Origin of the sequence: Idiomarina xiamenensis 10-D-4, assembly GCF_000299895.1 — a bacterium.
GTDB classification, from domain to species: domain Bacteria; phylum Pseudomonadota; class Gammaproteobacteria; order Enterobacterales; family Alteromonadaceae; genus Idiomarina; species Idiomarina xiamenensis.
Genome location: NZ_AMRG01000004.1, coordinates 1 through 20,465 on the forward strand (window position 1 = coordinate 1; position 20,465 = coordinate 20,465).

Below are 20,465 nucleotides of genomic sequence, written 5' to 3' on the forward strand. Positions count from 1 at the left end.
GCTGGTTCAAATCCAGTCACGCCGACCAATTTCCTTTCTTCAATAGCTCGCTAAATCAATCTCTTACAGAGCAGTCCGAAAAGCTTTGTGTAGCAATTCAAATAAGTAAATTTAACAAATGTAACTGCCTACTTCGCCTAGACTGAGACAGGCTTAATTAGGGTTTTCTGTAATAATTAACGCAGGAAACGACAATGAAAAATTACGTTTTACTGAATCGCAAATCACCACTGTGTTAAAAGAAACCAATGCTGGTATTAATGTTGTGTCATCCCCTAACCAATTACATCTTTAACTATAGATTCTCATTTTGGATCAGATAAGCTTTTAGAAAAGGACTAGTTAGTGGCGTATGCTGAAAATTAAATGGATTTTAGGAGATAACGAATGGAAACGTCTCAAGTTTTAACTAATGCAGATCTGGATTTGGCTACACTAGCCCGTGTTGTGACTAGCAATGATGCAAGCGTACTCGATAGGCTCGGACAACCCAGACTTACGCTATCAGAGATACAGCGGCGAAGTGAAGCAGCGATCAACTCACTGAAGACTGTGAGTGCTGGCAATTTCTCAATTGGTTTCACAATAAACTCTCGAAATGAAGTCGCTTATCTGGCCGATGAATTGACGTATTATCGATGGGATGGCGCCTTACCAAAAAATGTCCCAGCATCCTCAACCCCCTCTGAAACCGGCGGCGTAGGTGATGGTGCTTGGATTGATGTTGGGCAAGCAGCTATTCGCAGTGATTTGGCAAACACGTCAGCTGGATTTGGCGCTAGTCTTGTAGCGCTATCTCTTGATAACGTGCTAAATCCCGATGTGTTTAGCGCTGTTGACTACATTAATACGAAACAATTTTATTTGGAGTCCGACGGTAAAGACATCCGCCCTTCGATTCAACGAGCGATTGATGTCGTGGAGTTGATGGGCTTACGCCGAGGTTTAAAAATATCGAATCCCACGTTAGAAGACTCAGTGCTTAAAATACAATCGCTGTACGATGGCGAGCTCCCCGCACTTGCTGAAGGACGTAGCGTAGGCATTATGATAAAACGTCCAGATCTAGTCGTTATTGACTGGCAGCATAACACCTTAGCCGTAGATGAAACTGTAGCGGAGCTGGCAGCTATGGACGAAGTTGTTTCAGTATGCCCAGTCAGTATCGGTGCGAAAGCGTTTCTACATATGTGCAACGGCCGAATTTCTGGTGGTAGATGGGATGCGCACGGCGACAGACCGACCAACGTAATTAAGGCCGATTATCGAAATATGTCATACTCGATGTGGTCTGAAATGCAATTGGAGCATGCAAGAGAAGACGTATTAAGATTTAGTGGTTTCGTCGCCCGCTTCGAGAAAGTTCGCTGTCGTTACGCAGGAGAACTGCATAGTTGCTTTAATTTTACAGCGGAAGCCGAAGATGGCGATAGCGCAGCAAGAACCGGCTTACTCCTAGATACCTGCTCAGCCGATTATGCCGGTCTACACGGCTTTTCAGTGTCAGGCAATAGCGGGCACACCTATTGCACCTTGATAAACTGCCACGCAGATTTTATTGGCCGAGACGATTCGAATAACACATACGCTAGCACGCTAGGTAGCTCATACGCATACAATATCGAGAATGTTCGCGGATTTAAGGCGATTGGTCTAGGCGTAGAGTTCTGTACGCGAGCCTTACGAGCGCACAACGCTCGTACAGCATCTTTTGACGTTATTTATACGCTAGGCTTAGGTCACTCTGACGGCTCTACTGAAATTGACCACGCCATCACATACTCGGGTTTCTTTGAGTCGGGCAATCTGTCCAACTTCGAGCTACGTAACCCGAGCTCTGCATTTACAAAACGCATCAAGGTATCTACGCCTTCACAATATAATGCCAACTCACTAAAAGTCGACAAAACAATCCCGCGATCGGAAATCTCATACAATATAAGTCGACGAACATCGGCTAACGCCCTGATAAAAACTGATGAAGACGATTACCGAAGCGGCGCAAAATATCTTGGTGGCGGTAAGATTGTTGGGCGTCCGTATGACCAGCAAGATGAGGGAAACTGGTTCGAGCCAGCCTCACAAATGCCGTGTAATAGCGTATTATTTCGTACCTCATCATCAAGTGTTACTGAACCACTTTTAACTATAACTGATAATTCGAAAGATGCAGCTCTAGCCATAGAAATTGACATTGTACAAGTTAGCGCCATCGGTGCTGCTGAGCCAACTAAATTTTTGGCGCTAATCGGTGTCGACGAGGGAGGGTTCAGACCCGCAGTGATGCAAAAAATACTTGGAGGAAATCCCACGGCCCCATCGCTAGCATGGTCTGGCTCAACACTCGAATTGACTATGCCTACAACCTACTCTGGATACCGAGTTGAAGTGAAAACGCACCAACGCGCCGGTACTAACAATACAGGAATCCGATTTAAATGGGATTTTGATAATATTTAAGAAAAAGAAAAGCACAACAAATCTACCACGGACTATAATGAGGTGGCTTTAGCTTCGGCTTCATCAAGCTTTTCTATCAGTACCAACAGTTCGTCGATGACTAGCTCGGGCTCGTCAAATTGCACGAAGTGGCCGCTGTTTTCGGTCAATACCGATTTGCCCTGTGGAAAGTCATTTGCCCATTGTTGCCAGAGTTCACCCCAAAGGCGTCGCCCTTGGTCGGTAAAAAATAGATTGGCTGGGTTGTCGTGTTTTTTGACCGAGGCGATCACCGTGACCGGGATGTCATGAATTTGCGGATAGTCGGGTAATGGTCTTTTGCTCCAGAAATCGAGGTACTGATTAGACATGCCGTTGGCCATATCGTCGAGTTTGATCTGTGCAATTTCACGGTTGCCCTGTTCTAAGTCGATGGCTCTCAAAATGTCGACATCGTGTTCCGAGGATGGGTCGAGTAATAGTAAGGCTTTTATTTGCGAGGGGTGCGCCACAGCGAAATCTCTGGCGATATTACCACCGTAGGAATGAGCGACAAAAATAACGGGTTGTTCGATAGCTAGCTGGGTTAATAGTTGGCTGGCGTAATCAGCGTAGTCGCGCGAGGTGAAATGGCGCTGAATGGCGGTTGAGTTACCATTGCCGACACGTGAATAGCGAATAACGGTGGCATGTTCGGCCACTTGCTCGAATACCGGGTCCCAGTCAGACATGCCCGCACTGCCGCCCGCTTCGAGCAGAACGATGTGCTTGCCATTGCCAGCTAGTTCATACTCCAGTTCAATATCGCCAACTTTAAGCGTCGCCGCCTGCGTCGACATGACAAAGGCGAAGGTACTGACAACTGCGGTAATCAATTTCACGGTAAATTCCTTAAACGACCCAGGTGGTCGACAGCAAAACATGCAAATGGCTGAAGTCATCTTCGTTAGCTATTCAGCTTTTGAGCACAAGCCCCAACTCACGTTGTTTTTTTAAACTCAGGCTGGTTGCTACAATACGATAAGATTCGCTCAGGTAATAATTGAGATCGTCGTCAAGCTCGCCGTTGGTGGCAATTTGTTGTATCCATTTTAAACCACGGCTGGCTAGATATGGGGCGGGAATATAGCCTGCTTGTTGACAAAGGAAGTGGTAATTCAGATCCGATGTTTTAAAGCTATAAGCCGGTTCACCGCTTTTACTCATAGCACCGATAGCAAAGACTTTTCCGCCTACCTTCCAAACCTGTGATGCGCCCCACTGCTGCACATGCGTGGCCGCAGTATAAGTAGCGCAAAAGCGGTTGAATGCGTGCATATCCATAGCCAGCTAAGCCCTGCCCTTAGCCAGCCAAGATTTCAGCTTGCTACCCCAACGCCGTTGGTAGAAGGGTGTAGTTTGGTTGATAAAATATTGGCTTAAGGTGCTATTGTCGTCGGTTTCGACGGCACAAAAATCGACCGCCTCACCATCTTCGGCTACGTCACGAACAACGCTACCAGCAGCGCTAATAACGATTTCTAAATCCGATTCCACCTGTAGTCCAATTACTAAATTGGGCGCTGCGTCGGCACCGGACTGGCCTTGATACATCATCGCCAAATAAGCTTTTTTGACTTGCGAATACTGCGCAAATAATTGTGTTAATGAGTCAACAAGCTTTGTCGGATAGCTTGCCGGTTGTCCTAACATTACCGGCGTATCTTTGCTTATCCGCCGCTGTTGCGCGACAACTTTGCCGCCATTGGTGAGTAACCCGCTAATTTCTTCGGCGGTAAACTCTTTACCGTGATCAGAATACGGATTCAGCACTAGGTTAGCGCCTTGTGTCATTTCAAACAGTGCCCGCGCAGGCAGTTGTAGATAATTGGTTTTCTCGTTGATGGCACGCTGCAATGCCGTGATCGACGTAAAAAATGGAATGATCTTGCTATCGTCGTTTTTTTGCCAATGTTGTATCTGTACTTGCTGACCGGCTCCAACATCGCTGTCAGCAACGCTCAGCCCCAAGACCAACACCTCAGCATCGAGCAATAATTCAATAAAACGCGGCCGATGTGCCTGCTCTTCGGCGGCTAAACGCAGTGCTTGTTCCAATAAATTATTGTCAGTCGGTTGCATTATTATCCCTATGTCAGTTGTCCTTGAGATTAATCAGCGACGCTTAAAGCAGCCAAGTTAACAGGTAATTGTCGGCCAGCGCAAAGTCGACATAATGCTCTGCCGCCAACTGATGTTGATGGGCAAAGTCGCTGGCTAAACGAAATCTCAGCCGTCGCTGAACCTTATTAACCGCCAGTAAGGTCGCTGCGTCAAAGCCAAAAAACTGCCGCACTTGGGGATACAGCGCTTTGTAAATGCTTTCTTTAGCCGAGAAGATCAGTGTGCTAGCGGTCGCTAGTGACAGTCCAGCAGCGCTGAGCACGCTTAACTCCGGCTCTTGATAAACGCGTGAGCCGATTTGTGTTGCCAGCTTATCAGTCATGATGTGTTCAACGTCAATACCCAATGCACGATCCGGCTGTAAGCTGATTAAACAGAATACCTGCTCTTTACTGTGGGTTATCGAGCCCTGTATGCAGTTAGGCCACAGCGGTTGGCGCGCATCGCCGACACCAATATCGGCGCTAGCATCGGCCACATTGAGCGCCGTTAGTAGTTTTTTAGCCAAGTAACGACCGGCCAAAAATTCGGCTTGCCGCTTAACCACGGCGTTGTCGATAGTCGCTGGCCGCGTAACAGCCAGTTGTTGATACAAGTCAGCGTGATAATGAGTGCGCGAGAACCGCCCTTGCGCCAAATAAACAGACTCGGTTAAGGGCGCATAAGCCAATGCGTCAAAGAATCCCTGAGTCTGGCTAGTTGGCCATGACGACCAAACTAACTCGGCTAAAAAGCGACTGCGGTTCATGACCGTTAGCTGACCCCTAGTAAGTTTAGCCAGGCCTTGACCAATAGCCCCACCAATAGCGTGCAAACAAAGCTGGCTAAGGTGCCAAGCATGACATATTCGGTTAGCTTTTTATCACGTTCGTTTTTTAATTCGCCGAAACGAAATACTGATTTCGCGGCTAATAAAAACCCTATGGCGGAAAACTGACCAAGCAACATGAAGGTTAAAATTAATAAACGCTCTAAATAGCCTATTTTCTCACCGGCTTTATCTAAGGTTTCTTGATCGTGACCTTGATGCTGATTGAGGGCATTTGACCAAGGTTTTAATAAGGTAGCAATGACCACAGACACCGGCTTTAATACCAGTAAGTAAGCCAATAAGTAAGGCACCACCAGTAACAACCGCTGTCCTTCCAGCCAAGGCTGTACCATCGCCGTCAGCGTCTGCCGCTGAGTAGCATCGCTGAGCAGCCAGCACAGACCGACTAACACCACTAAGTGCGCTAATTGGTCCCAGATAAAATGACGTAAGCTAGCACTGACGCGTGCTTTTAATAAATCGATAAGGATATGACTGACAAAAATCACCGCTGCGGCCAACAAGCTATTGAGTAGGCCATACCCCAAAGCCAGCATGACTAACCACATTGGCCCAGCATGACATAAGCCGTGCCAATATAAAGCCGTCGCACGCCAACCTAATTGACGTTTTGCTGTAACCCAAGCAGCCGGCTGCCAATAAAAATCGGCTAAGACATGTAGCACTAATAAGAGTAGTAACAGTACCAATGGCATCATCGTCTTGCACCTCCCTGTCGCTGTTGATTAAAGCACTTATCGACGTACGCCAGATAATCCTCGAAGAGCTGATAGTTAGCGCTATTCAAACTACGGGTAATGGTACTACGAGCTTTACCTAAGTGTTTAGCAAGGTCATCATGAGTCGCGTCGGGTTGTTGTAAATAAGCCAATAACACTCGACTTTGCATGGTCGGCAGATCGCTTAATCGGGCATCGACAAAGCGCGTCAACAAGCCCAATTGCTGCTGCAACGCGGCATCTTGCGCGTGCACACTTAAATAGCCATGACGGAGACTGTCTAAACCACGGCCTGACAGTGTAAAAGCTTCACCATTAGCACGTTTTATCGCATCAGATAATGAGCCAATAGCACCAATACCTACGCTCTGCCGGACCTCACAAGTCGGCTCCGCATTACGCATGAGTAAACGCAACAGCATCGCCGCTTTAATCGCATCCGCCGGCTTTGCAAACAACGCTTGAAAAGCATCGCCACGGTAAACATCAAAATCGACCAATGATAAGGTGTCGTAAAAAGAAGCTAAGGTTTGTCGTAAGCGAGTCAATACCGCTTGGTGTTGGCTTGCGTCGATTTTTTGAGAATCAACGATATCTCCCGTTAATACGCCAGCGTACTCCATACTAGCAGCACTAGTCGAATTGTCGATGTTGTCGTGTTGAGAGCTCATATTTCAGTTCACTTGGGTTGATACGCTTTATGTTAACAATATAGTGAACAAACGGAAAAGTTACAACATAAATGAACAAAACAAGATGTTCACTAATTAATGAACAAAGAAAAAGGTTAACTGTTGGATGAACTCGGTGGGCGGTGTGAAACCAGTGGCAAGCGTCGACCAGCACATAAAAAAGCGACGCAACAGCACTCCCTACATGCTGTTACGCCGCAAACTCGTGGTTGTCACTCGGCAACCAGATAAGGTGAATTAAGGTGTCACCTAATGACCAAAATAACGATTAGAAGCGATAACGTAAGCCCAGCATCGCCACGTACGGGTCGATATCGACCTTAATGCTATCCACGGTAGTACCGTTAATGCGTACATCGGCGTCGGTATCGATAGCAATTTTACTGACCATCGCATGCACGCCCCACTGCTGACTTAACTGCCAGTTAATACCCGCTTGAAAGGCTAATCCCCAGCTGCTCGATAAGGCCAACTCAGCATTGTCGGTCGCTTGCATTGCTCCCATACCCACTAATGCGGAGCCGAGTTGATCGTCGACTTTCTCGTCAAAGAACGTGGTGTAGTTCACGCCAACGCCGACAAACGGATTAAACTCAGCGTTGTCATCGTTAAAGTGGTACTGCACCAACAGCGTTGGCGGTAGCTGTTTAGTACGACCGATCGACATACCCGCCAAGCTACCACTGCCGTGAATATCGTGCGCGAATGGGGTAGCGGCAATTAGCGATAATTGCCAATGCGGAGCGACGCGATAATCGACGCTTAAACCCAACTGAGTATTGGTATTCACGACCGCGCCGGTCGAGTTAGTTGGCATCCCAGCCACTTGCTCGACAACGTTCAAATGACCGCTGCTGTCGTCGGGCATGACCGTGATAGCACCCACATTGATGCTAAAATCACTGGCTTGCGAACTGATACTGAATACGCTTAAGACACCGAACAACGCGACTGCACAACGGGATAACGGTTTCATGAGAAACTCCTTACGAATGAATTCGAAATGGAGTTTACGTGTTTGCTGGGTAGTAGTTATTGATCGTGATCAAAGTGCGTCAGTCGCCGCGTTGCGTAACTTGCGCTGGATCAAATTTACCTAGCTTGTGCAACCAATTAGTCACTAACGCACACCATTAAACGAAAAAAGGCCAGCAAGCGCTGGCCCATATGAGTACTTTATATAAGTACTGACTAGTAGTACTTAACCGGTTGCCTTAGTCGGCTACCTCGATGTTATTTTCAACATCACGTACGTCGTCGGTACTTTTTGCAATTTCGACCGCTAAGTCGCGCTCGGCATCGCTGTCTACTGTGCCGGTTAGGGTCACCACACCACGGTTCACTTCGACATCAATGCTGGTGCCGCTGACGTCAGAAGAAAATAGTAAACGTGTTTTGACCACAGTCGAAATTTTCGAATCGTTAAGGGTATCCATGATCCCTTCGTCATCCTCTTCACCGTCGTCATTAATCACCGTTAACTCGTTGTGTACGTCGGTAACACCGTCGATATTACGCACTAGCTCGCCAGCCAGCGACTTATCAACCTCACTGTCGACCTTACCGGTCAGCGTAATTTCCCCGTTCTCTACATCGGTATTAATGTCAAAGTTGTTCAAATTAGTATTGAGCAGCAAAGTGGTTTCAGCGGTACCGTCGATCCAAGCATCTTTAGCACCATCCTGCCAATCATTGGCCGCATAGGCAGATACACTGGCCGAACCAATTGCAGCCGCTAATACCATCGATAACGTTGTACGTTTCATCATAACCTCCACTGTTATTTTGTAACGAAAGTAGCTAAACCTCTCGTTTAGCTATTATTAATTGCTCAGCACAGACTAAGCGAACATCATGCCAACTTTGTAACTGACTGAAATAAATAAAAATAAACCAGCCATCTCGAACAATGAACGCATCATTCACCGACATACTGGGTAAGCTTTTACCGACTCCGTGGTAAAACTTTCATAACGATACTTGCTGTTCGAACTGAAATTGCGACTTTAGCGCGTGCATGCGGTCGTGGCCCATTTGCATATGTGCAGCCATTTCAGCGAGGTACTCAGACATTTGCTGGTCGTTGATGCGCTTAACCGCATGCTTTAGTAACTGCAACGTTTGCGCTTCATGGCGCTCTAATAGCTCAATAAAAATGAAATTATCATAGCTACTGATCTGCTCAATCGCCTCTCGATACCATTGTTGCAGTTGCTCAGCCCGACCTGACGCTATCGCCCGCTGCACGCTATCAGCGCTAAGTTGGCGCTGTAACTGTTGCAATAACCGACTACGCATATCGGCACGTGCTTTAAATAAGCGCTGCAAATTGTAATCATCAACATTGTCCGCAGCATACAGATAGAACGCCATACCATCACGACACAAACTGATGACATCGTCTACTACATCAGGAAAAATCGGTACTGTTTGTTCCATGCTATCCACTCCTTGTGAATCTTCATCCGTTGAAAAAACATATACAAGTGTCGTACCAACTTTAACTTTTCGAAAAAAACGATATATTTATGAGAAATAATTAATCCAAATCGAAACATGAGGCGTATTGCTTGGCTGACTGGGTAAATATTACCGGTTATCCCAGTCAAAATTACCGATTGCGGCCATAGTCATATGCCCCATTCATTATAATTATTACCGGCGTTAGCCGATTATGGAGTGCCTACATGGGTCGACCCAGCCTATTCATTTTTATGGATGATCTTGAGTTACTGCAAGAACTCCAAAGACTACCGGTTTTACAAGAGTTCATTGTCACCATCAGTAGCGATACCGATGCCTGGCCGCAGCAGCTACAGGCTGGCAACTTTGATGCCGCAATCATTGAAGCCAAGCAATTTGATCAGGAACATTTCGATTTTCTGAATCAACATCACTTGTTGTCTGATATTGATTTTATTTTTCTCAGCAGCGGGAAGCCGAACCCCTATCTTGATAAGATGATGTTACGAGGAGCGGGTTATCACTTCCGTAAGCCTTATCATCTTAACCGGATTGGTACGACCTTATCCGATTTTCACGAACATCTAGCACGCGACCGTCAGCAGTCGGAAAAGGTTATTACCAGTGACCTCGACCAGTTCGGCTTATTGGTTGGTTCCTCGAAAGCGATGCTGAAACTTTACCGCACCATCCGTAAGGTTGCGCAAACCTCCGCTAACGTATTTATTGTTGGTGAAAGTGGTGCTGGTAAAGAGCTGGTCGCCAATACCATTCACGCCGCCAGCGAGCGTACCGATCACCCATTTGTAGCGCTGAATTGTGGTGCACTGAGTCCGGAATTGGTTGACAGCGAATTATTCGGCCATGTTAAAGGCGCGTTTACGGGCGCCCACAAAGACCATCAAGGGGTCTTCGAACAAGCCCGCGGCGGTACACTATTTCTCGACGAAGTGACGGAAATGCCGCTGGAGCATCAAGTTAAATTGTTACGCGTGTTAGAAAGTGGAGAGTTTCGTCCGGTGGGTAGCCAAACTACGCACATGGCGGATGTCCGAATCGTCGCGGCTACGAATCGCGAACCGATCGAAGCCATCAACGACGAATTATTTCGTGAAGATCTGTACTTCCGGTTGGCGCAATTTCCGCTACAAGTACCGCCGTTACGGGATCGTGGCGAAGATATCATCGGCTTAGCGAAACACTTTTTGGCTTATCGTAATGCGCAGGAAAAGCAAAATAAAAGCATCGACATGGAAACGCTAAAAAATATCAAAGCGCATCCGTGGCCGGGCAATGTGCGAGAGTTAAAACACACCATCGAACGTGCTTATATCCTAGCCGACGATATTATTATGCCGGAACATTTAATTTTACAAACGACACCGCGAACGCGCGTTGAAGAAGGCATTGACGTACCGGCCGGTATGTCTTTAGAAGAACTGGAGCAAGCGGCTATCGAGCGCACCTTAGCGAGTAACCGGGGTAATAAATCGGATACCGCACAGCAGTTAGGTATCAGCGTCAAAACGTTATACAACAAACTAGGAAAATACCAGCAACGTAGCGGAAAGGACAGTTAACGTTCATCTGGAATTAAAATCTCTAACGCGCGCGGTATGACATCGATAACCAACTGGTCGGCAGCGCGCGTTTCACCATCAATCACGTACTTTAAACGACCTTCGGTACTGACCTCAATATGTTTTGCTGTGCGATGTTCGCCAGCATAATCAACGCCTTGTTCGGTCAGCCCACTGTAGAGTAACTCAGCCAAACTGACGATTTGCTGCTCACCCTCAGCATCGGCTTTTAACCAGGTTACGTCTAACACGCCGTCATCAACCGTTGGCATGCCTTTGCCTTGTGCTAAAACCGTGGTGATCGGTGCCGCATTAGCGACGATAAAGCTATTGGTAGTGATGGTTACTGGCGCTTCGTCGTCGAATATCACCCGTAGCTGCAGCTGCTGATTTTGACTAAAGGCTTCAAGTAGCGCCGAGATATAGGCTAACTGACCCAACTTATTCTTTTGCTGGCGGTCAGCCTTTTCAATCATTTGTTGTTCAAAGCCAATCCCCGTTACCATCAACATGATCTCATCGTTACAGCGGGCAACATCGATGCATTGTGTATAGCCGCCTAATATCGCGTCACAAGCTACATCAATCGGCACCAGCTTTGACTTAAAGCCCCACAACGCGTGGCTTAGCGAATTCGCTGTACCTAGGGGAATAATAGCCATTTTAACCGCATCGACAGCTTTATCGCTGGCTTCTAGCACACTGGCAACTGCTGTCAGAGTACCATCGCCACCACAGGCGATGAGTAAATCCGCGCCTTGCGCCAAGGCTTTCTCGGCCAATGCCTCAGCCCCCTGCTCTGGACTGGTCTCACACACCTGTAAATTAAAATAAGGTTGCAACTCAGCCATGATCTGTTCGCGATGCTGCTGCCATTTGCCACCACCTGACACAGGGTTAACAATTAACCAAGCGCTTTTCACAATATGCAGTTGTCCGGTTGCTAAATAGTTATCTAAGCGGCTGCGTTGGCGTGAGTTTAAGCGTGCGGTAGTACGGGTATCGGTGATCTTTTGCATCGCCTTGTCCAATGATGCCTGGCGCCCACTAGCCAAAAGAAAGGCAGCGACCACCATCACCGAACGACCGCGCCCTAACGCGCAATGTACGACCACGTTATGCCCTTGTTGGACGTGCTTGTTTAACCAGTTAATGGCCTCATTCAGCTCGCGCAAACTCGGGGTCGCATGGTCTAATACGGGAATATTCAGATAATCAATGGCTTCGTTATTTAGACTCCAATCCAAACCATCAAATTCGGCGGTCACATCTAGCACCGCAGTAATATTCTCGGCTTTCAATTGCTCGACATCGGAGGGGAACAAACGTCGAGCTAAATACACATGTTCGTCGATCGCTTGAATCGGCGGTACTGAATCACGTCGACGTGTGTAAAAGTTGTATAGTTGCGCACCCAATAAAAATGGAATAAATAACCAGCGGATATAAAACGGAATGCTGCCATCTTGGCGTTTACGGAAAATACGTGCGTTGTTTAAAAGATAAGCGCTAGTGACCGCTGCTAACGATAGGGTTATCCAAATTAACAGCGCGCGCAATATCCAAATATCGATGACAATGGCTAGCAGTGCCGAAAGCGCCGCCCCCGCCGCATAAAAACGTGCGATATACGATGCCGATGTGACTGCTGCCATAAAGCGTCCCCTGCTCTTTGCCGGATTACGTAACGAACCTAAGTCGTCATAGACTTAATTACATAATGAAATAGTTACATAACCTACTCAATGTAGCCCACGCTAATCATCCTGAATAGCGGTTTATTGGGCGTGGTGAATCCATTCACCTCGGTATTAGCCGATGTCGTCCTTTAGGCCACATCCTGTGGCGTTATCTTCCCTGCGGCATTCCTCGCCGATGCTAGCTTCCCGCTAGCGTCATCCTTGTCTGACAAGGCTTCCTGCCTGTCTCATCCTTGCTTTGTGCGAATCATCCTGACCCACGTTGCCCAATGCTTGCTCGACTATCGTTGCTAACGATATTGACGCTGCTCATCCTGAGCTATCCAACTTGGTCGCCAATCCTTGGCGAGTTGATCCTTTGGCATTGTCATTTGGGTACCATCCTTGCTACCCGACGTCCTTGCCACCAAGTTGGTCAACGTCAACTATCGTGCTTCGAGCTATGCTATGCTCGAGGTCCACCTCGAGTGACGCGCATGATGAGAGAAATCACCAGCAGCACCAAGAAGATGAAGAAAATGACTTTTGCAATACCGGCCGCTGCGCCAGCAATACCACCAAAGCCTAATACACCTGCAATAATCGCAATGATTAAAAAACCCAGTGCCCATCCCAACATAATAATCTCCTTATCTATGTTTTGGCGGATTCAGCAACCTCCTTGGCTGCTCACACAAGACTATAATGCTAGTAGCGTGCCAACTTTAATAACAGCAATAAAATCAATCATTTAAATTAAATTAGTAATTTTTACAACAGGCTTTTAAAGGAAAACTAAGAAAAAGTTACATGGCGATAAGTAAAAGCTGCATGGCGCTATTGACGGATAACGTTAACGCCATGCAAAGATGATGTCAGCAAACTTGATTAGTCATTAGTGGATGAATCAGAGGATGCAGAAGACGCTTGCTGTTGCTGCTGAAAACGACGAAAACTGCGTTCATTGGTATACCAAACCACCAGCCCGAAAAGTAAGCCACCGATACTCCAGGTGATCAGGTTGGTAATAATGCTGGCCCACAGCTGCGCCTGCCAGTCAGGGCTATTAAAATTCACCCGAGTGATCAAATGAAAAATCATAAACGCGATGAACATCAGTATGCCCCAACGCGCACCGTACTTTCGCACAAAGCGCCATTTACCTGCCGCGCGTTGCTTTTGCCAATAGCTAATGCGAGTCGCATTCCAAGTTTGTTTTGCCATAGTAAAGGTTTTACCTGCCAGCTAACGAAAACAATAAGCCTTATTAAACGTTAACCGTGACGCTATGTAAATGCCGCTGCGGATACAAAAAAGCGTATGCTGCAGCTAACAACATACGCTTTGAGCACGCTTTAATCGGGCCATATGTTAATTAGACCAAAGTTCACTAATCGGCGTATCGCCAGTCAATAAGTCAAATGACTGTCGATAACTAGCTTCGCAGTCTACTGCTCGCACAATCACCGTAGCCACATCGGCACGGGCAATTTCTCCACGAGGCAAGTCCTCGCGCAGCTGTACCCGACCAGTACCCGCCTCGTCAGTTAATGCGCCCGGTCTGATCACCGTATACTGCAATGGTGTCGCACGCAGTAAACGGTCGGCGTAATGCTTAGCCACGTAATAGCTACGTAATTCATCTGGCCAATTATCACGATTATGGGCTTGCATGGCGCTGACAATGATAAAGCGTGAAACACCGGCTTGCTCGGTCGCTTCCATCACTTTTACCGCGCCGTCTAAATCAATTAGCAAGGTTTTATCGGCACCGGTACTACCGCCGGATCCAGCGCTGAATACCACCGCGTCAGCATCGCCGATGGCCTCACGCAGTTGTTCGACGTCGTCTTCAAGATCGGCCATCACGGCCTCGACACCGTCCGCCTTCAACTGCTCTAGCTGTTGTTGTTTACGCACTACGGCGCGCGCTTGATGGCGCTCATGCTGGTTTAATTGCTCAACAACTTGGCGTCCAATTTTGCCGTTAGCACCAAATACTGCAACTTTCATACAACCTCCTTTACTACCCGCAGGCGTACATTAATCGTCTTCTTTAATGGCTCGACTGCGCGCCGGAATATCTTCATTTAACAAGCGGTTATTTTCACTGTAATCAACTGGCACATCGATGATGTGGACGCCACCCGCCTGCTGACAATGCTTCATTAGCGGTATCATCTCGTCAGACGATTGTAACCGGTGACCAATGGCGCCATAGGCTTGAGCGTATTTGACAAAATCGGGGTTGCCAAAGTCCAACCCATAATCATGCAAGCCCATATGTTGCTGTTTCCATTTGATCATGCCGTAACCGCTATCGTTTAAGATCACCACGACCAAATCCATACCCAGCCTGACGGCTGTTTCTATCTCTTGCGAGTTCATCATAAAGCCGCCATCGCCACAGATAGCCACCACCTGACGCTCAGGATGCACCAATTTAGCAGCGATCGCCGACGGTAAACCTGCCCCCATCGAGGCTAACGCATTATCAAGTAGTACCGTGTTAGGTTGTCGTGCGGGGTAATTGCGGGCAAACCAGATTTTATAAATGCCATTATCTAAGGCAATAATGCCATCGTCCGGCATAACTGTACGCACATCTTGTACCAAACGTTGCGGCAACATTGGAAAGCGCTCGTCGGCAATACCTTCATCGGTATGTGCACGTAAGGCATCGCGGACCTTGAACATGAATTCAAAGTTCCAGTGCGACTGCGGCTCTATACCTTCTTTTAACTGCCAAATACTGTTCCCGATATCACCAATCATGCTGGCATGAGGAAAGTAAACAGGGTCAACCTGCGCACCTTGGAAGTTGATGTGAACCACTTTACGACGACCACTTTTCATCATAAAGGGCGGCTTTTCAACCACGTCGTGACCAACATTCAGGATCAAATCGGCATGCTCAATGGCACGATGTGGATAGTCGCCATCCGACATTGCCGCGTTACCTATCCACAAGGGATGGCGCTCATCAATAACGCCTTTCCCCATTTGCGTGGTTACAAACGGAATACCCACTTTATCAACGAACGCGCGTAGCATTTTGGCCGTGATTTTACGGTTAGCACCGGCGCCGATTAACAGCAATGGGTGCTTAGCTTCACGTAATAGTTGTAACACGTGACGAACCGCTTTCTGCTCAGTCACCGGTCGCCGTGAATAGCTCGGTTCGATGGGCGTGGCTTCCACTTGTTCCGCTGCAACATCATCAGACAATTCTAAATGAGCAGCTCCTGGGCGCTCCTCTTCGGCGACGCGAAATGCTTCGCGCACATGCGCGGGAATACTGCTGCCGCTAATGATTTGAGTGGTGTATTTGGTGATCGGCGTCATCATATCGACCACATCGATCAACTGAAATTTACCTTGGTGACGGTCTCGAATCGGCTTTTGCCCGGTTAACACCACCATCGGCATCGCTCCAAGCTGCGCGTAAGCAACCGGCGTCACTAAGTTGGTCGCGCCCGGTCCCAACGTGGCTAAGCAAACACCGGGCTTGCCGGTGAGTCGCCCATAAGTAGCCGCCATAAAGCCAGCGCCTTGCTCATGACGAGTCAAAATGAGCTTAATGGACGATTGCGACAAAGATTCCAGTAGATCGAGGTTTTCCTCGCCGGGGATCCCGAAAATATACTCTACCCCTTCATTTTCTAGGGCTTTGATCATCAAATCAGATGCTTTCAAGTCGCTGTCTCCCTACATCGATGTATGTCGTTAACGCCTTTTAAATCGATCATGCGTTAACGTTTCTACTATGGCTCGGTGCGTATATCTACGCTGCTTTTACCTACGCAATGGACAGCGATTCTGATCAGTAACGGCGGCTCATGCGGCTAACCAAACATCTAAAAACAACATCAACACCAAACCCACCATCAAACCGCCGGTAGCACGCTTGTGATGACCGCGCCGGTGAGTTTCGGGAATGATTTCATGGCTGATGACGAACAGCATGGCGCCGGCCGCAAACACTAAGCCCCACGGTAGCAATGGCGCCGAGATGCCGACAAAAGCGCCGCCAATCAAACCACCCAGCGGCTCCACTAAGCCGGTCGCGCCAGCTACCCAGAATGCCTGCCATCGGCTATAGCCGATGCTCAGTAATGCCACTGCGACCGCCAGTCCCTCTGGCATGTTTTGTAAGCCAATCCCCAGCGCTAAGGCAAATGCAGTGTCGCTTTGTCCACTGCCGTAACCAACCCCAACCGCTAAACCTTCGGGAATGTTGTGAATAGTGATGGCGAAGATAAACAACCACATGCGTCGAATGTTGTCGACATCAGGCCCTTCACGGCCACCGACAAAATGTTCATGGGGTAAGAATCGATCCATCAAACCAATCGCTAACGCACCCAATAGAATTCCCACCACCGCGATCAACGCCGGTATCGGGCCCTCGCCATAGAGCTCGGTAGCAATGTCAATTGAAGGAATGATCAACGAAAAAAAAGAAGCCGCTAGCATGACTCCAGCAGCAAAACCCAACAGCATATCGGAGAAAGACGCCGATGGGCGCCGCCCTAATAGCACTGGCACAGCACCAACTGCGGTTAATAAACCGGTGGCGGTACTGGCTAAAACCGCACTGCTCAATAAATCCATAAACTTCCTTGCCTCGTTTATAACAGCATCAACAGCCACTCTTAACGTCAATATAAAAGGCCAAAGGGTCGCTGTGAAGTGATTCCATACGCTTAAAACTGACTGTTAGACTTTAGTCGTATGTGTGTCATTGATGATTTTTCGGTATTATTAGCGTGTAAGTGTCATGCATGAAGTGTCGTGTTGAAATGACTCGCTCACTCCTATAATAACCAAACACATTTAGGGCAGAACCGATGAATGCAATTCTCTTAATGTTGTTGGGTCTTGGAGCGATGTTCTTAGGCTATGTATTTTATTCAAAATTCATCGCTGAGAAGATCTACAAACTGGATCCAAACTTCAAAACTCCCGCACATGAATTCGAAGATGGTGTCGACTTTGTTCCCACCAACAAATACGTTCTCTGGGGTCACCACTTTACCTCTGTCGCTGGTGCAGCACCGATCATCGGTCCTGCCATTGCGGTTATCTGGGGTTGGGTACCGGCGTTTCTATGGGTGGTTTTTGGTACCATTTTCTTCGCTGGCGTGCATGACGCAGGCGCAATCTGGGCCAGTAACCGTAACAAGGCTAAATCTATCGGTGCTTTGACCGATGACGTAGTCGGTTCGCGCGCTCGTAGCTTGTTTATGATCGTGATTTTCTTAGTCTTGTTAATGGTCAACGCGGTATTTGCCACGGCGATTTCAGGTCTGCTGATTAAATTCCCAAGCTCGGTCGTACCGGTCTGGGGTGCAATTTTCGTTGCCTTGATCATCGGTCAACTGATTTTCCGTAAATGGATCGGTTTAGGCACCGTATCGATTTTGGGTGTTATCGCGTTGTACGCACTGATCTGGGCCGGTCCGTCGTTCCCCGTCAGCCTGCCCGATACCTTTATGGGTCTGTCAGACAAAGCTAACTGGATCATTTTACTCTTCGTATACGCCGCCATCGCCTCGTTGTTGCCAGTATGGATGTTGTTGCAACCACGCGACTATATCAATGGCTTACAGTTATTCATCGGCCTGATTTTGCTGTACGCCGCGGTGTTGATTTCGGGTCCAGAATTAACCGCTCCAGCGTTTAACACCGACCTGCCAGAAGGCACGCCTTCTATCGTGCCCTTATTGTTCGTCACCATTGCTTGTGGCGCCATCTCGGGTTTCCACGGACTGGTCGGTTCAGGTACCACCTCGAAGCAATTGGATAAAGAAACCGACGCTCGTTTTGTCGGTTACTTCGGTGCTATCGGTGAGGGTTCGTTGTCGTTAGCCACTATCATCGCCGCCTGTGCCGGTTTCGCCACCTTGGCAGACTGGCAAGCGGTTTATACCTCATTCGGTCAAGGCGGTGTTGCAGCCTTCGTTGAAGGTGGTGCGAACATCTTACAAAATGGTATTGGCTTAGACACCGAGATTTCACAAACGCTATTAACCGTTATGGCAGTGTTGTTTGCGGGTACCACCATGGATACCGGCTTACGCCTACAGCGCTATATTTTCCAAGAATGGGGCGCGATTTATAACCTCAAGTGGATGCAAAAAGCAGCGCCAGCAACATTGTTGGCGGTCGGTACCTGCTTATTATTAGCCTTTGGCGCAGGCGCTGACGGCTCAGGCGGTATGCTGATTTGGCCACTGTTCGGCACTACCAACCAACTGTTAGCGGGTCTGACGCTGATGGTGATCACGGTGATGTTGATTCGTTTAGGTCGACCTTCGTACTATACCCTGATTCCACTCGTGTTCTTGTTGATCATGACCATTCTGGCACTACTGATTCAGTTAAAAGGTTTCTATAACGACGCCAACTGGTTCTTGTTCGGTCTAGATATCGTGATTTTGGTTGCCGCTATTTGGATTGCTTTAGAAGCAGCGGCAACGATGGTGCGTGTGCGTAAAGAGCGCACTGTCGAACAGGGCTAAGGTAAAGGGTTAAGCAGTATGAAAATTCATCAAATTCGACAATGGTTTAATAAAGCCGGACAAGCGTTAGAAGAGGTCTATAACGCGCCTTACCGCGCAGCCATTGCCCGCGCCAAGCGCGAAGAAGATGACTTATTTATGCTGCTGGTCTTTTCTGAGGTGATGGGCGTGCCGAATCCGGCCGCCTACTATACCTTAGAACTACAACCCTTATTGTTAGAGCGTTTTCACGAATGGCATCAACGTATGGGGATGGAGCATTCTCCACTTGATAACTTTCGCTGTTGTTAACGCACGTTCAGCAGTAATAATGATCTAACAAGCGCGGCTCCGGCCGCGCTTTTTCTACAAGGATAAAACATGACAGCTGTAACCGATAAACGATTAATTTTAATTGGTGGTAAAGGTGGTGTCGGCAAAACCACCGTGTCATCGTCATTGAGTTTGTTAGCCGCTAGCCGCGGTAAACGGGTGTTGGTTGTTTCGACCGATCCGGCACACAGCTTAGCCGATGCCTTCGATTGTAAAATTGGTGACCGCTTGACGCACATTTGTGACGGCGTCGATGCCTTAGAAATCGATCCCGATAAAGCGGTTAAAGAACATATCGAACAAGTCACCGCACAAATGAAGCGCTTTACCCGCCCCGACATGTTCACCGAAATCGAACGGCAAATGCGTTTAACCCAGCAGTCGCCTGGCGCTCAAGAGGCGGCATTGCTTGAACGTATTTGCCGTTTGATTGAAGAGGCCGAACAAGATTACGACTTGTTAATTTTTGATACCGCCCCTACCGGTCATACGTTGCGCTTGCTGAGCCTGCCAGAGGCTATGGCGGCTTGGACGCAGGGCATGTTGAAACAACAAGGACGCTCAGAAAAACTCGCCGGTGTGCTGGATCATTTAACGCCCAAAGCCGGTAAGGATATCGCCAACCCGATCGCCGACCCCAAGCAAGCCGAGACCGACGGCATGGATGACCGCACACGGCAAATCACCGAGCGCTTACTAGAACGTCAGCGTTTATTTCAGCGCAGCCGGCGCCGCTTTCAAGATACCAACGATACCGCACTGATGTTTGTGCTAACGCCAGAAAAACTGCCGATATTGGAAACACAGCGAGCCGTCGCCGCGCTGGCAGAAGAAAAGCTACCGTTGCACGGTTTGGTGATCAATCGCGTATTACCAGCAACCGCCGACGGTGACTTTTTAGCGCAACGACGTCAGCAAGAGTTGCAATATTTGCAAGATATTGAACAATCGTTCAGCGCATTGCAACGCTATCAAGTGCCGCTCATGGCAACCGATATTCAAGGACTTGACGCCTTGCGTCAGATAGCAAATCATTTACAGCAAGCTGGACTATAAACGGAC

The 20,465-nt window shown here is 48.1% G+C and carries 20 protein-coding genes; 5 read left to right on the plus strand and 15 right to left on the minus strand.

Annotated elements, in window-relative coordinates; all coding sequences use genetic code 11:
• Positions 1 to 387 precede the first annotated feature (387 nt).
• A complete protein-coding gene (locus A10D4_RS03705) occupies positions 388 to 2,460 on the plus strand; it encodes a tail fiber/spike domain-containing protein (protein ID WP_008487827.1) in 2,073 nt (690 codons plus the stop codon).
• 32 nt (positions 2,461 to 2,492) lie between these two features.
• On the opposite strand, the gene A10D4_RS03710 is transcribed toward A10D4_RS03705, so the two are convergent.
• The 9 genes from A10D4_RS03710 to A10D4_RS03750 form a co-directional block, all read right to left on the minus strand.
• Positions 2,493 to 3,320 (minus strand): alpha/beta fold hydrolase, encoded by an 828-nt coding sequence (locus tag A10D4_RS03710; RefSeq protein WP_008487828.1) that lies wholly within the window; start codon positions 3,318 to 3,320, stop codon positions 2,493 to 2,495.
• Positions 3,321 to 3,393: 73 nt separating this feature from the next.
• Positions 3,394 to 3,762: an MmcQ/YjbR family DNA-binding protein gene (locus tag A10D4_RS03715; protein WP_008487829.1), complete on the minus strand. Its 369-nt coding sequence runs from the start codon at positions 3,760 to 3,762 to the stop codon at positions 3,394 to 3,396.
• Positions 3,763 to 3,768: 6 nt separating this feature from the next.
• Positions 3,769 to 4,560, minus strand: coding sequence for an enhanced serine sensitivity protein SseB C-terminal domain-containing protein (locus A10D4_RS03720; RefSeq protein ID WP_008487830.1), 792 nt, complete (start codon positions 4,558 to 4,560; stop codon positions 3,769 to 3,771).
• Between the two features lie 43 nt (positions 4,561 to 4,603).
• Positions 4,604 to 5,350 (minus strand): 4'-phosphopantetheinyl transferase family protein, encoded by a 747-nt coding sequence (locus A10D4_RS03725; RefSeq protein WP_008487832.1) that lies wholly within the window; start codon positions 5,348 to 5,350, stop codon positions 4,604 to 4,606.
• Between the two features lie 5 nt (positions 5,351 to 5,355).
• A complete protein-coding gene (locus A10D4_RS03730; protein ID WP_008487833.1) occupies positions 5,356 to 6,132 on the minus strand; it encodes a DUF3307 domain-containing protein in 777 nt (258 codons plus the stop codon).
• Positions 6,129 to 6,824 (minus strand): hypothetical protein, encoded by a 696-nt coding sequence (locus A10D4_RS03735; protein WP_008487834.1) that lies wholly within the window; start codon positions 6,822 to 6,824, stop codon positions 6,129 to 6,131. Before A10D4_RS03735 ends, A10D4_RS03730 begins: the two co-directional genes overlap by 4 nt.
• Positions 6,825 to 7,113: 289 nt before the next feature.
• Complete coding sequence (locus A10D4_RS03740) at positions 7,114 to 7,821, minus strand: OmpW/AlkL family protein (RefSeq protein ID WP_008487835.1); 708 nt, start codon at positions 7,819 to 7,821, stop codon at positions 7,114 to 7,116.
• 238 nt (positions 7,822 to 8,059) lie between these two features.
• The gene (locus tag A10D4_RS03745; RefSeq protein ID WP_008487836.1) at positions 8,060 to 8,611 is read right to left on the minus strand and encodes a BON domain-containing protein; all 552 of its coding nucleotides are present in this window, start codon (positions 8,609 to 8,611) and stop codon (positions 8,060 to 8,062) included.
• Between the two features lie 202 nt (positions 8,612 to 8,813).
• Complete coding sequence (locus A10D4_RS03750; protein WP_008487837.1) at positions 8,814 to 9,284, minus strand: DUF2383 domain-containing protein; 471 nt, start codon at positions 9,282 to 9,284, stop codon at positions 8,814 to 8,816.
• Positions 9,285 to 9,532: 248 nt separating this feature from the next.
• Between A10D4_RS03750 and A10D4_RS03755 the strand changes: the two genes are divergently transcribed.
• Positions 9,533 to 10,888, plus strand: coding sequence for a sigma-54 interaction domain-containing protein (locus A10D4_RS03755; RefSeq protein WP_008487838.1), 1,356 nt, complete (start codon positions 9,533 to 9,535; stop codon positions 10,886 to 10,888).
• On the opposite strand, the gene A10D4_RS03760 is transcribed toward A10D4_RS03755, so the two are convergent.
• From A10D4_RS03760 to A10D4_RS03785, 6 genes are all read right to left on the minus strand, one after another.
• On the minus strand, positions 10,885 to 12,543 hold the full coding sequence (locus A10D4_RS03760) for a diacylglycerol kinase family protein (RefSeq protein ID WP_008487839.1): 1,659 nt from the start codon (positions 12,541 to 12,543) through the stop codon (positions 10,885 to 10,887). The genes A10D4_RS03755 and A10D4_RS03760 overlap by 4 nt on opposite strands.
• A 490-nt stretch (positions 12,544 to 13,033) precedes the next feature.
• Complete coding sequence (locus tag A10D4_RS13845) at positions 13,034 to 13,207, minus strand: DUF1328 domain-containing protein (RefSeq protein WP_008487840.1); 174 nt, start codon at positions 13,205 to 13,207, stop codon at positions 13,034 to 13,036.
• A gap of 248 nt (positions 13,208 to 13,455) precedes the next feature.
• The gene (locus tag A10D4_RS03770) at positions 13,456 to 13,791 is read right to left on the minus strand and encodes a hypothetical protein (protein ID WP_008487841.1); all 336 of its coding nucleotides are present in this window, start codon (positions 13,789 to 13,791) and stop codon (positions 13,456 to 13,458) included.
• Between the two features lie 147 nt (positions 13,792 to 13,938).
• Positions 13,939 to 14,580 carry an SDR family oxidoreductase gene (locus A10D4_RS03775; RefSeq protein ID WP_008487842.1) on the minus strand — a complete coding sequence of 214 codons (642 nt, stop codon included), beginning with the start codon at positions 14,578 to 14,580 and terminating at the stop codon, positions 13,939 to 13,941.
• 30 nt (positions 14,581 to 14,610) lie between these two features.
• Positions 14,611 to 16,263: an acetolactate synthase large subunit gene (locus A10D4_RS03780; protein WP_008487843.1), complete on the minus strand. Its 1,653-nt coding sequence runs from the start codon at positions 16,261 to 16,263 to the stop codon at positions 14,611 to 14,613.
• Between the two features lie 141 nt (positions 16,264 to 16,404).
• Complete coding sequence (locus tag A10D4_RS03785; RefSeq protein ID WP_008487845.1) at positions 16,405 to 17,181, minus strand: ZIP family metal transporter; 777 nt, start codon at positions 17,179 to 17,181, stop codon at positions 16,405 to 16,407.
• A gap of 236 nt (positions 17,182 to 17,417) precedes the next feature.
• Between A10D4_RS03785 and A10D4_RS03790 the strand changes: the two genes are divergently transcribed.
• From A10D4_RS03790 to A10D4_RS03800, 3 genes are all read left to right on the plus strand, one after another.
• A complete protein-coding gene (locus tag A10D4_RS03790) occupies positions 17,418 to 19,091 on the plus strand; it encodes a carbon starvation CstA family protein (protein WP_008487847.1) in 1,674 nt (557 codons plus the stop codon).
• An 18-nt stretch (positions 19,092 to 19,109) separates the two neighbouring features.
• Positions 19,110 to 19,382, plus strand: a complete 273-nt coding sequence (locus tag A10D4_RS03795) for a cory-CC-star protein (protein WP_008487849.1) — start codon at positions 19,110 to 19,112, stop codon at positions 19,380 to 19,382.
• Between the two features lie 69 nt (positions 19,383 to 19,451).
• Positions 19,452 to 20,459 (plus strand): ArsA family ATPase, encoded by a 1,008-nt coding sequence (locus A10D4_RS03800; RefSeq protein WP_008487850.1) that lies wholly within the window; start codon positions 19,452 to 19,454, stop codon positions 20,457 to 20,459.
• Positions 20,460 to 20,465: the final 6 nt, after the last annotated feature.